10 protein-coding genes and 1 pseudogene are annotated in these 12,336 nt (G+C 70.5%); 9 read left to right on the top strand and 2 right to left on the bottom strand.

Features of this window, described 5'->3' with window-relative positions; genetic code table 11:
• Nucleotides 1-186: 186 nt before the first annotated feature.
• From AB0947_RS31615 to AB0947_RS31580, 8 genes and pseudogenes are all read left to right on the top strand, one after another.
• Entirely contained in the window at nt 187-2,241 is a 2,055-nt protein-coding gene (locus AB0947_RS31615) for a M4 family metallopeptidase (RefSeq protein WP_366753785.1), read from the top strand.
• 250 nt (nt 2,242-2,491) lie between these two features.
• Nucleotides 2,492-4,132: a M4 family metallopeptidase gene (locus tag AB0947_RS31610; RefSeq protein ID WP_366753784.1), complete on the top strand. Its 1,641-nt coding sequence runs from the start codon at nt 2,492-2,494 to the stop codon at nt 4,130-4,132.
• Between the two features lie 72 nt (nt 4,133-4,204).
• Complete coding sequence (locus AB0947_RS31605) at nt 4,205-4,726, top strand: DUF1990 domain-containing protein (protein WP_366753783.1); 522 nt, start codon at nt 4,205-4,207, stop codon at nt 4,724-4,726.
• Between the two features lie 218 nt (nt 4,727-4,944).
• The gene (locus tag AB0947_RS31600; RefSeq protein ID WP_366753874.1) at nt 4,945-5,361 is read left to right on the top strand and encodes a hypothetical protein; all 417 of its coding nucleotides are present in this window, start codon (nt 4,945-4,947) and stop codon (nt 5,359-5,361) included.
• Nucleotides 5,358-6,008, top strand: a complete 651-nt coding sequence (locus AB0947_RS31595) for a hypothetical protein (RefSeq protein ID WP_366753782.1) — start codon at nt 5,358-5,360, stop codon at nt 6,006-6,008. Before AB0947_RS31600 ends, AB0947_RS31595 begins: the two co-directional genes overlap by 4 nt.
• Nucleotides 6,008-6,934: pseudogene (locus AB0947_RS31590) on the top strand (putative T7SS-secreted protein). The gene AB0947_RS31595 and the pseudogene AB0947_RS31590 overlap by 1 nt, the downstream one beginning before the upstream one ends.
• Complete coding sequence (locus AB0947_RS31585; protein WP_366753873.1) at nt 6,922-7,107, top strand: polymorphic toxin type 28 domain-containing protein; 186 nt, start codon at nt 6,922-6,924, stop codon at nt 7,105-7,107. The pseudogene AB0947_RS31590 and the gene AB0947_RS31585 overlap by 13 nt, the downstream one beginning before the upstream one ends.
• Nucleotides 7,108-7,119: 12 nt before the next feature.
• The gene (locus tag AB0947_RS31580; protein WP_366753781.1) at nt 7,120-7,551 is read left to right on the top strand and encodes a contact-dependent growth inhibition system immunity protein; all 432 of its coding nucleotides are present in this window, start codon (nt 7,120-7,122) and stop codon (nt 7,549-7,551) included.
• A gap of 96 nt (nt 7,552-7,647) precedes the next feature.
• Here AB0947_RS31580 and AB0947_RS31575 read toward each other — a convergent pair whose 3' ends face one another.
• Both AB0947_RS31575 and AB0947_RS31570 read right to left on the bottom strand, forming a co-directional pair.
• On the bottom strand, nt 7,648-10,266 hold the full coding sequence (locus tag AB0947_RS31575) for a glycosyltransferase family 1 protein (protein WP_366753780.1): 2,619 nt from the start codon (nt 10,264-10,266) through the stop codon (nt 7,648-7,650).
• Between the two features lie 98 nt (nt 10,267-10,364).
• Nucleotides 10,365-10,856, bottom strand: coding sequence for a hypothetical protein (locus tag AB0947_RS31570; RefSeq protein ID WP_366753779.1), 492 nt, complete (start codon nt 10,854-10,856; stop codon nt 10,365-10,367).
• A gap of 496 nt (nt 10,857-11,352) precedes the next feature.
• Between AB0947_RS31570 and AB0947_RS31565 the strand changes: the two genes are divergently transcribed.
• On the top strand, nt 11,353-12,336 hold a 984-nt coding region (locus AB0947_RS31565), incomplete at its 3' end, for a maltotransferase domain-containing protein (protein ID WP_366753778.1).

Raw genomic sequence — 12,336 nt, 5'->3', positions numbered from 1 at the left:
GAGTGAGATCGCCTGCCACTCTTCCCTGGCCGACTCACAGCGGCCCCACAGTTTCCGCGCCTTCTGTGTGAGCCGGCTCCGCACCTGCACGTGGCTTTCGCGTACCGCCTTGTTCTGCCCGGACGCCCCAACCCATCGTCCGGTCTCCCCGGCCGCGCGACCCGCGGTCACGCAGAAGGAGTCAGTGTGAGAAGCAATTCCTCTCGCGGACGCACCTCCCACACCCCGCACCGTCCCACCGCGCACCGCCGTGCCGCCACCGTCGCCCTCGCCGGCGTCGCCGCCCTGATCGCCGCCGCCGTCCAGTCCGGCGCGGCCACCGCCGCCCCGGCGACCCCGCGGGCCGGCAAGGCCGGCCCGGCCCACGCGGCGGTCAGGCTCACGCCCGCGCAGCGCGCCGAGCTGATACGCCACGCCGACGCCGGCACCGCCGCCACCGCCCGGCAGATCGGCCTGGGCGCCCGGGAGCAGCTGGTCGTCAAGGACGTCGTCAAGGACGCCGACGGCACGCTGCACACCCGCTACGAGCGCACGTACGGGGGTCTGCCGGTGCTCGGCGGCGACCTGGTGGTGACCACCGACAGGTCGGGCAAGACCATGGAGGTGATCCGGGCCACCGGCGCCACGCTGAAGGTCGCCGGGCTCACCCCGGCCGTGCCGAAGGCCGCCGCCGAGAAGCAGGCCGTCCAACGGGCGAAGGCGCTCGGCGCCACGAAGCCGGCCGCGGACGGCGTCCGCGAGGTGATCTGGGCGGCGAGCGGCAAGCCCGTGCTGGCGTACGAGACGGTCGTCGGCGGCCTCCAGGACGACGGCACCCCGAACCAGCTGCACGTCGTCACGGACGCGGCCAGCGGGAAGAGGCTCTTCGAGTACCAGGGCGTCAAGAGCGGCATCGGCAACACCCAGTACAGCGGGCAGGTCACGCTGACCACGACCCAGTCGGGCTCGGCGTACACGCTCACCGACGGGGCGCGCGGGGGCCACAAGACGTACAACCTGAACCGGGGCACCTCCGGCACCGGGACCCTGTTCTCGCAGTCCTCCGACACCTGGGGCAACGGGAGCAGCTCCAACGCCGCCACCGCCGGCGCGGACGCCCACTACGGCGCGGCGCTCACCTGGGACTACTACAAGAGCACGTTCGGCCGCACCGGCATCAAGAACAACGGCGTCGGCGCCTACTCCCGCGTGCACTACGGCAACGCCTACGTCAACGCGTTCTGGGACGACAGCTGCTTCTGCATGACCTACGGCGACGGCTCCGGCAACGCCAAACCGCTGACCTCGATCGACGTGGCCGGCCACGAGATGAGCCACGGCGTCACCTCCGCCACCGCGAACCTCACCTACAGCGGTGAGTCCGGCGGCCTGAACGAGGCGACCAGCGACATCATGGCCGCCGGCGTGGAGTTCTACGCGAACAACTCCAGCGATCCCGGCGACTACCTGGTGGGCGAGAAGATCGACATCAACGGCAACGGCACCCCGCTGCGCTACATGGACAAGCCCAGCAAGGACGGCGCCTCCAAGGACACCTGGTACTCGGGCATCGGCGGCGTGGACGTGCACTACTCGTCCGGTCCCGCGAACCACTTCTTCTACCTGCTCAGCGAGGGCAGCGGCGCCAAGGTCGTCAACGGTGTGAGCTACAACTCGCCGACGGCGGACGGGCTCGCGGTCACCGGCATCGGCCGGGACAAGGCGCTGCAGATCTGGTACCGGGCGCTGACCACCAAGTGGACGTCCACGACCAACTACGCGGGCGCCCGCACCGGCACCCTCGCGGCCGCCGGCGAGCTGTACGGCACCACCAGCGCCGAATACAAGGCCGTGCAGGACGCCTGGGCGGGCGTCGGGGTCGGCTCGCGCTCCGGTGGCGGGACCGGCGGCGGTACGTCGTACGAGAGCACCACGCCGGTGCCGGTGCCGGACAACGGCCCCGCCGTCACGTCGGACATCACCGTCTCCGGCCGCACCGGCAACGCGCCCGGCAGCCTCCAGGTGAGCGTCGACATCACCCACACCTGGCGCGGTGACCTGGTGATCGACCTCGTCGGCCCGTCGGGCACCGCCTACCGGCTGAAGAACTTCAGCTCCTCGGACTCGGCGGACGACGTGAACGAGACCTACACGGTCGACGCCTCCGCCGAATCGGCCAACGGCACGTGGAAGTTGCGGGTGCAGGATCAGGCCACGTACGACACCGGAACACTCAACGGCTGGAAGCTGACCTTCCCGTAAACCGCACGCCAGGCGCCCGGGACCACGGGGCTGTCCGGGGGTCGAGCACCCCGGACGGCACCCGGTTCACATGCCCGCAACGTTTCTCGGACAGCGTTTTTCGGCCAACATCACGTCAGGGTCCTGACATGTACGCGTCCTTGATGTCACTCTCTCTCCACCCGCCGCAGCAGCACCGCAACTTCGCAACGCCACCTCACTCCGGCAGTAACCCCACACTGCCCGGACTCCCCCACCAGAAGGAGCTTCTGTGAGCCCCCTCTACGCGCGTCACAAGCGCACCACTCTGGCCATCGCCACCGCTGTCGCCGCCGGAGCGCTGCTCGCCACCGGTGTCACCACCAGTGCCACCGCCCAGCCCGCGGCCAAGCCCCTCGCCGCCGCCCCGACCGCGCTGTCCGCGGCCGCGCGCACCACCCTGATCCAGCAGGCCCAGGCCGACGCGGCCGGCACCGCCCGGAAGATAGGCCTCGGCGCCCAGGAGAAGCTGGTCGTCAAGGACGTCGTCAAGGACGCCGACGGCACCGTCCACACCCGCTACGAGCGCACCTACGCGGGCCTGCCGGTGCTCGGCGGCGACCTGATCGTCCACACGGCCAAGTCCGGCAAGACCCAGGGCGTCACCAAGGCGACCAAGTCGGCGATCAAGGTGGCCTCGCTCAAGCCGCAGATCACCGCCGCCAAGGCCGAGAAGCAGGCGGTGTCCGCCGCCAAGACGCTGGGCTCCGCCAAGACCACCGCGGACGGCGCCCGCAAGGTGATCTGGGCCGGCTCCGGCAAGCCCGTCCTCGCCTACGAGACCGTCGTCGGCGGCCTCCAGGACGACGGCACCCCGAACCAGCTGCACGTCATCACCGACGCGGCCACCGGCAAGAAGCTCTTCGAGTACCAGGGCGTCGAGACCGCGACCGGCAAGACGCTGTACTCCGGCACGGTCACCCTCAACTCCGTGCAGTCGGGCTCGACGTACCAGCTCACCGACAGCGCCCGGGGCAACCACAAGACCTACAACCTGGCCCGCAAGACGTCCGGCACGGGCACCCTGGTGGCCAGCTCCACCAACGTCTTCGGCACCGGTACCGCCTCCAGCTCCTCCTCCGACCAGACCGCGGCCGCCGACGCCGCCTACGGCGCGGCCGAGACCTGGGACTTCTACAAGAGCACGTTCGGCCGCAACGGCATCAAGAACAACGGTGTCGGCGCCTACTCCCGCGTGCACTACGGCAACGCCTACGTGAACGCGTTCTGGGACGACAGCTGCTTCTGCATGACCTACGGCGACGGCTCCGGCAACGTCGACCCGCTGACCTCGCTGGACGTGGCCGGCCACGAGATGAGCCACGGCGTCACCTCCAACACCGCGGGCCTGAACTACTCGGGTGAGTCCGGCGGCCTGAACGAGGCCACCTCCGACATCTTCGGCACCGGCGTGGAGTTCTTCGCGAACAACGCGTCCGACCCCGGTGACTACCTCATCGGCGAGAAGATCAACATCAACGGCGACGGCACCCCGCTGCGCTACATGGACAAGCCCAGCAAGGACGGCGGCTCGGCCGACTACTGGTCCTCGACCGTCGGCAGCAAGGACGTGCACTACTCGTCCGGCGTCGCGAACCACTTCTTCTACCTCCTGTCGGAGGGCAGCGGTTCGAAGACGATCAACGGCGTGACCTACAACTCGCCGACCTACAACGGCGCCGCCGTCACCGGCATCGGCCGCGCCAAGGCGCTCCAGATCTGGTACAAGGCGCTGACCACGTACATGACGTCGACGACCAACTACAAGGCCGCCCGCACGGCGACCCTGAACGCGGCGTCCGCGCTGTACGGCTCCGGCAGCGCCGAGTACAACGCGGTCGCGGCGGCCTGGACGGCGGTCAACGTCAGCTAGTCCGCGCCGGCTCGTGAGGGGGGCGGCACCCGGGAAGCGGTTCTTCCGGGTGCCGCCCTACCCTTGTGACCCATGTCCTCGGCGACCTTCACCTACGAGCCGGTCGGTGCGACCCGCGACGATCTCACCTTCTGCCCGCCCGGCTTCCACCCCATGCTGGTCCGCACCCGCCTCGGCGAGGGCCAGGAGGTGTTCCAGCGAGCCGCCGAGGCGGTCCTGACCTGGGAGATGCACCGCGCGCTCGGCGTCGGCATAGACGCAGGCGCCGACCGAGCCGCCCCCGGAACCGACGTCACCGTCACCCTGGCCGGCGTCATCAGGGCCCCCTGCCGCATCATATGGACGGCCGAGGAGCACCGCCGGGCCGGCTGGGCCTACGGCACCCTCGAAGGCCACCCCGAGTGCGGCGAGGAGGCCTTCGTGGTCGACCGCACCGGCGACGGCACGGTCTGGCTGACGGTGGCGGCCTTCAGCAAGGCCGCCAAGTGGTACGCCCGCGCGGGCGGCCCGGCAACCCGCGGACTGCAACACGCCTACGCGCGGCGGTGCGGGGTTGTACTGAGGAAGTTGTGCGGGAACCTGCCGGAAGCATGACCCTTTGACAGGCCGGAATTCGGTCGTGCCGCCGACGGGATCCGCGCTCCGCGTTGCGATCCGGAACGCGCCGATGTGATGATCCGGCCGTGGACAATCACGGGGGCAATACCGGATCTGCTGCAGATAAGCCCAGGTCACGGCTATATGACTACGCGGGCGCGACCCGTAGCGACCAGCGGGACACGACCACACCCAAGGCGTCCGAAGGCCCCGGTTTGCCTGAGCGTGGGGCACCACAGACCGATGCGGCGGAGCACCGGCGGCATGAATTCGCGAATCTGCTCGGCGAGTTCCGTCGTACCCCGGTGCTCGTACCCCTGGACCAAGACGACGCGCCGCTGACGGCGGACTTCGGTGGTGTCCGCTGGTTCTACGCCTTCTCGAACGAGGAGGCGTTGGCGCGTTTCGCGCTCGCGCGGGGTGAGGGTGACCGGGAGTGGCCGTACCAGCGGTGGCTGGGGGCGCGTCTGCTGGACGCTGCGGTTCCGGCGGCCGGGGTGCCGTGCGGGGTGGCGCTGGACTGCGCGGACGGTGAGGACGGGATGGTGTTTCCTCCGGTGCGCGGGATCGTGCCGGACGAGGTGGCGGTGGACGCCGGTGCGGCGCCTGAGGACAAGGGGGACGAGCGGTGACCGGGGGCGGCGGCAAGGATCTGGCGACGGAGGGACTCGGTCTGATCGCCAAGGGCCTGACCGAGGCGCTGGGCGAGTTGAAGGAACTGGGCATGGTCGGCGAGGCCGGCGCCGGGCGTGGCTTCTCGGACATCGCCCTGTCCGGGCTGGAACTGGGCCACGAAGGGCTCACGGACGAGTTCAAGTCGTTCTGCGAACGCTGGGAGTGGGGCGTGCGGTCGCTGATCGACGAGGGCAACGGCTTCGCCGCGAAGACGGGCCTGGCGGCGGGCACGTACTACGAGACCGACCAGTACGTCGAGGGCACCTTCAAGATCGTCACCAACGCGGCCATCGGCAATCCGTACGCCTCCGAGGAGGACGTGCAGAAGATGGGTTATGGCGACATCGCCTCCTCCGTCGGGGAGGCGGACTACAGCAAGGAGTCCTTCGAACAGGCCTGGGCCAACAGCAAGCAGGGCTGGAAGGACGCCGGCCGCGACCTGATGACCTCGCACACCGTGGGCCCGATGGGTCTCAGCCAAGAGGACGTGTACAACGCGTTCGGGGTCTCGGACAAGGAGTACGACCAGTACCTGGACGACACCTTCGGCCCCTCCCCCGAGGCCCGCGCCGAGGCCGTCGAGCAGCAGCGCGGTGAGGACTGATGGGGGTCTTCGGTGACATCGGCGACGGCCTGAACAGTGCCCTGGGCTACGGAGAACATCTCTACGACGAGGGCAAGAAGAAGCTCGGCGAGGCGGTCGACTACGGCACCGACAAGCTGGGCGGGGCACTGGACTACGTCGGTGCGCACGACTGGGCCGACAGCGTGGAGGACTGGGGCGACGGTGTCGCCTCCGACCTCGGGGCGACCCCGGGCGAGCAGCAGCTCGGCCAGAGCGAGGAGGCGAACGAACTCGTCCATGGCAGCCCAGGCAAGATCCGCGAGAGCGCCAAGCACCTGCGGGACTTCCACGGCGCGTTCGACAAGGTCGGCCGGGGGCTGAAGAAGGTCGACTCCTCCGGCTGGCAGGGCGAGGGCGGCGACGCGTTCCGGGAGAAGTTCGCCGTGCACCCCGTCAAGTGGGCGCAGGCGGCCGAGGCGTGCGCCACGGCGGCCGGGGCGCTGGAGGCGTACGCCGACACCGTCAAGTGGGCACAATGACAGGCGAAGGAGGTTGTAGAGCTCTACAAGAAGGGCGTGAAGGCGTCCAAGGACGCGGTGGACGCGTACAACAAGAAAGTCGACGCCTACAACGCCAAGATCAAGGCCGACGAGGACCCCGGCCCGAAGCCCGGCCCCTTCCAGGACCCCGGCAAAGCCGACATCAAGGCGGCTGTCGACAAGCTCACCGAGGCCCGTAAGCAGCGCAACACCGCGGCCTCCGACGCCCAGGGCAAGGTCAAGGCGGCCCTGGCCCACGCCCCTGCGGAACCCCCGCCCCTGAGCCGTCTCAAGAACGACCTCGCCGACGGAGGACTGTCCACCAGCATCGAACTCACCCACTTCGCCGGTGGCGTGGCCAAGGGCACCGCCGGCCTGGTCGACTTCGTCCGCGGCCTGGACCCCTCGATCACATCGCGGAACTAAAGCAGGCACGGGATGGTCTGGACAGGGCAAGGAGAGTTCTTGAACGTGAAATCGAAAGTCCTCCTGAAACGCTGACGGACCGAGGAATCGGAGTTCTAATCGCCAAGCGCAAAGAGGTGATCGGAGAGCTTGACCGCCTAAATGGCTTCCTGCATTCGATCGGACATCGTTAGGCTCATCTCGGAATGAAGGAGATCATGCTCTCGGATCTCGTTGACAAAAGCAGATCCATCGAAGAGTTGGAGGGGGACCGATGGCCCGATCCCCCGGAGGGCAGCACGAGCTTGGTTCTCAGCGTTCACGAGTTGAGGAGACGAGCCATCGAAGATCTCAGCGTGGAGGATCTACGCCGGCTGATCGCCCAGGATGTCGGCCTGCGATGGCTCCTTCCCGTTGCTCTGGACTTCCTGCGCGAGACAGCACCACAGGAAGCGGCGGGCGGCTGGTACGACGACGACTTGCTCTCGGCGGCATTGACGCGGAAGGAACCGGTGTGGAGGAACGCACCGGAACTCGCACGTCACCTTGACGGGACAGTCCGCATGCTCACCGACCTCTCGCCTTACGTTCAGCGAGAGGTGGACGCGTTCCGCGCCGCTCTGTCCGACGTGCTCTGAACGCCTGCGTGCTTCCCGCGCAGCGGCAGTGGCTGCGGGCCCGTAGCCACTGCCGCGCTCGCGTCGGTCTGTGGTGAGACAGCGAGGAAGCGTCCCTCACCGCAACACCATCCCGGCCCCCTCCACCACCTCCTCCGACGGGAGCGTCAGGAGGCCCAGTTCGGCGGCGGAGGAGAGGAGGGGGTGGGTGGGGAGGATGCGGACCGTGTAGCCGTAGGGGCCGGTGCGGTCCAGGGAGAGGGGGCCCTCGTAGAGGAGGCGGCCCTCCAGGTCGGGGGCGCCGGCCGGCTTCAGGGGGACCACCGTGGCGTCCGCGATGCGGTCCTCCTCGTCCACCCGCCCGGACACCGCCTGCACCTCCACGTCGTCCGGGCCCAGTTCACCGAGGCCGACCCGGACCCGCAGGCCCACGGTGCCGCCCAGTTCCGCCGTGGCCGTCGTCGCCGTCGTCTCGACGTGGTCGACGCTCACCCCCGGCCAGGCGGCCCGCACGCGCGCCTTCCACCCGGCGAGGTCCCGGGCCGTGTCCGGGGTCAGCGCGCGGTGCGCCCGCGCGGCGGGGGCGTAGAGCCGGTCGACGTACTCCCGGACCATGCGGCCGGCCAGCACCTTCGGGCCGAGCAGGGAGAGGGTCTGGCGGACCATCTCGATCCAGCGGTCGGGCAGGCCGGCGCGCCCGCGCTCGTAGAAGCGGGGGGTGATCCGCTGCTCCAGCAGGTCGTACAGGGCGGCCGCCTCGATGTCGTCCCGCCGGTCGGCATCGGTGCCCGCGCCGTCCGCGGTCGGGATCGCCCAGCCGAAGTCCGGCTGGAACCACTCGTCCCACCAGCCGTCCAGGACCGAGAGGTTGAGGCAGCCGTTCAGCGCCGCCTTCATGCCGGAGGTGCCGCAGGCCTCCAGGGGGCGCAGCGGGTTGTTCAGCCAGATGTCACAGCCGGGGTAGAGCTTCTGCGCCATCGCCATGCCGTAGTCGGGCAGGAAGACGATCCGGTGGCGGACCCGCGGGTCGTCGGTGAAGCGGACCAGCTCCTGCACCAGGCGTTTGCCGCCGTCGTCCGCCGGGTGCGCCTTGCCCGCGACCACGATCTGCACCGGCCGCTCCGGGTGCAGCAGCAGCTCCATCAGGCGGTCGCGGTCGCGGAGCATCAACGTCAGGCGCTTGTACGACGGGACGCGGCGCGCGAAACCGATCGTCAGGACGTCCGGGTCCAGCACCCCGTCGACCCAGCCCAACTCGGCGTCGCCCGCGCCGCGTTGCCGCCACGAGGCGCGCAGCCGCTCCCGTACCTCCAGCACCAGCTGTTCGCGCAGGGTGCGGCGCAGCTCCCAGACCTCCTGGTCCGGGATGTCCGCGACCGCGTCCCAGCGTTCGGAGCGGCCGACGCTCAGCGCGTCCTCGGCACGCTGGGCGCCGATCTGCCGGACGCCGAGCCGCAGCACCTCCGGCGCCACCCAGGTCGGCGCGTGCACCCCGTTGGTCACGGAGGTGATCGGCACCTCCTCGGCGTCGAATCCCGGCCACAGCCCGGCGAACATGTTCCGGCTGACCTGCCCGTGCAGCAGCGACACCCCGTTGGCCCGCTGGGCCAGCCGCAGCCCCATCACGGCCATGTTGAACAGGTTCGGCTCGCCGCCCGGGTAGGTCTCCATGCCCAGCGCCAGGACGCGCTGCACGTCGATACCGGGCAGTTCGGCGTCCGGGCCGAAGTGCCGGCCCACCAGCTCCCGGTCGAAGCGGTCGATGCCGGCCGGGACCGGGGTGTGCGTGGTGAACACCGTCCCGCCCCGCACGGCCTCCAGCGCCGAGTCGAAGTCCAGTCCGTCCGCGCACAGTTCGGCGATCCGCTCCAGGCCGAGAAAGCCCGCGTGCCCCTCGTTGGTGTGGAACACCTCCGGCTCCGGGTGCCCGGTGAGCCGGCAGTACGTCCGTACGGCCCGCACACCTCCTATGCCGAGCAGCATCTCCTGGAGCAGCCGGTGCTCGCTGCCGCCGCCGTAGAGCCGGTCGGTCACCCCGCGTTCGCCGAGCTCGTTCTCCTCCACGTCCGAGTCGAGCAGCAGCAGCGGCACCCGGCCCACCTGGGCGAGCCAGACCCGGGCGCGCAGCGCCTTGCCGCCGGGCAGCGCGAGGGAGACCTGCGCCGGGGTGCCGTCGGCCGCCTTGAGCTGGGTGAGCGGCAGTTCGTTGGGGTCGAGCACCGGGTAGTGCTCCTGCTGCCAGCCGTCCCGGGAGAGGGTCTGCCGGAAGTATCCGTGCCGGTACAGCAGTCCCACCCCGATCAGCGGCACCCCGAGGTCGCTGGCCGCCTTCAGGTGGTCGCCGGCGAGGATGCCGAGGCCGCCGGAGTACTGCGGGAGCGCGGCCGTGATGCCGAACTCGGGTGAGAAGTAGGCGACGGCGGCGGGCAGGCCGGCGGCCTGCTCCTGGTACCACCGGTCGCCGGTGAGGTAGTCGTCGAGGTCGTCGGCGGCGGCGGTGAGGCGGCGCAGGAACCGCCGGTCCCCGGCCAGCTCGGCCAGCCTGGCCGGCCGCACGCTGCCCAGCAGCCGCACCGGGTCCCCGCCGGCCCCGGCCCAGCCCTCGGGGCTGACGGACTGGAACAGGTCGCGCGTTTCGGCGTGCCAGGACCAGCGCAGATTGCGCGCCAGGTCGCTCAGGGGCCGCAGGGGGTCGGGGAGAACAGGTCGGACGGTGAATCGGCGGATCGCCTTCACATTCCACCTCGTCGCATGCGGAGGGGGACGCACCGCTGTGTGCGCCCTGTCATCACTGTCGACGGTAGTGGTTACTTCGGGGTTGGCCCGGCTTGTCCTTACCGAACGGCGGGTTCTGTGAACTCCACGTCCTCCGGGAGGACGTGCCCGAGCTGTCCGAGCCGGCGGGCGACCGCGGTGGGGGCGGGGGTGTTCACGGGATGCCAGGGGTCATCGGCATGTCGTCGGCCGTTGCGGAGCAGGAACACGTCGTCCTGCTGCGTCCGGTCACCGGCCAGGGGCTCCGGGGTCACGTCGTCACCGCAGCGGGCCAGGCGCTCGACGACCTCATCCGTCGTCAGCCGGCAGGTGTCCGCGCCGCGCAGCACGTGGTGCCAGGGCACCCGGTGGTCCGCGTCCAGCCACGGCGGCCCACCGTGGTCCTCAAGGCTCGTGAGCGCCATGTCGAGGCAGTCGCGGGGCCGTCCCGGATGCTCGTCGAGATCCCGTACGGAGTACCCGAGCCGTCCGAGCAGGTCCGAGCCGTCCTCGCGGGAACCGTGTCCGGACAGCACCAAGAGCAGGTGGTCGCCGGGCCCCGCGTGTTCCACGAAGCGCTCCACCTCGCGCCTGAGCCGCGGGGCGTACCGGTCGTCGGCCTCCCGGACCTCCGCCCCCTGGTATCCGCCGTGCTCCTTCAGCGAGCGCGCGGGACGTCGGCCGGTCCGAAGCTGCGGCGCCGTACCCGGGGTCCGTCGCTCTCCTCGTCCACCGTGAGGAACTCCAGCTCCTGCGAGGGCCAAATGGTGCACTTGGTGTGTGAGTTGACGAGCCGACGCGGGCCCGTGCGCGGTACGAACGGCCGCACGGGGTTCTGCCCTGGCAACGGGCGTCAAGACCCGGTCACCGGGCACTCGGGAAAAGGGGCCGGTCTTGTGGGTGGACGTACGCGTGAGTAGTTAACAAAGTGCCGGATTGCCCACCCGAACCGGGTGGGAAGGCTCCTCCGGTACACCCCACAGCAGCACCACAGCACCACAGCACCTCGCAGGACCCACCTCCCCATATCCATCCGCCATACCCTCGTTGAAGCGGACAGGAGCGGTCATGCCCGCCACGCACCACTCGTCAGCACCACCGACCAGCAGTAAGGACAAGGCCACAGGAAAGAAGACGACGGGCAGGAAAGGCACGGCGCCGGCCGGCGCCGACGGTCCGTCCACCGCCGTCGCCGCCAACGCCGCCGCCACCACCGGGGAGCGGTCCTCCCCGGAGACGGCCACCGCCGTGGGCCGTATCCCCGTCCTCGACGTACGCCCCGTGGTCCAGCGCGGCCGCCGGCCCGCCAAGGCCGTCACCGGGGAGTCGTTCGAGGTGTCGGCCACCGTGTTCCGCGAGGGCCACGACGCCGTCGCGGCGAACGTGGTGCTGCGGGACCCGGCGGGCCGGCCCGGCCCCTGGACGCCGATGCGGGAACTCGCCCCGGGCACCGACCGCTGGGGAGCCACGGTCACCGCGGGCGAACCCGGCCACTGGACCTACACGGTGGAGGCCTGGTCGGACCCGCTGGCCACCTGGCGGCACCACGCCCGGATCAAGATACCGGCGGGCATCGACACCGAACTGGTCCTGACCGAGGGCGCGCAGCTGTACGAGCGTGCGGCCGGCGGTGTCCCGGAGGACCGGCGCCAGGCCGTCCTGGACGCGGCGGCGGCCCTGCGGGACGACGGCCGCCCGGCGGCCTGGCGGCTGGCCGCGGCCCTGGCGCCGGAGGTGGAGTCGGTGCTCGCCCGGTACCCGCTGCGGGAGTTGGTCACCGCCTCGGACCCGATGCCGCTGCTGGTGGAGCGCGAACGCGCGCTGTACGGCTCGTGGTACGAGTTCTTCCCGCGCTCGGAGGGCACCGCCGAGGAACCGCACGGCACCTTCCGCACGGCCGCGCGCCGGCTCAAGGCGATCGCGGACATGGGCTTCGACGTCGTCTACCTCCCGCCCATCCACCCCATCGGCACCACCTTCCGCAAGGGCCGCAACAACACCCTCACCGCCGGCCCGGACGACGTCGGCGTGCCCTGGGCGATCGGCTCGCCC

Origin of the sequence: Streptomyces sp. NPDC047841 (assembly GCF_040704085.1) — a bacterium.
Taxonomy (GTDB): domain Bacteria; phylum Actinomycetota; class Actinomycetes; order Streptomycetales; family Streptomycetaceae; genus Streptomyces; species Streptomyces argyrophylli.
This window is presented reverse-complemented; position numbering and strand designations above follow the sequence as displayed.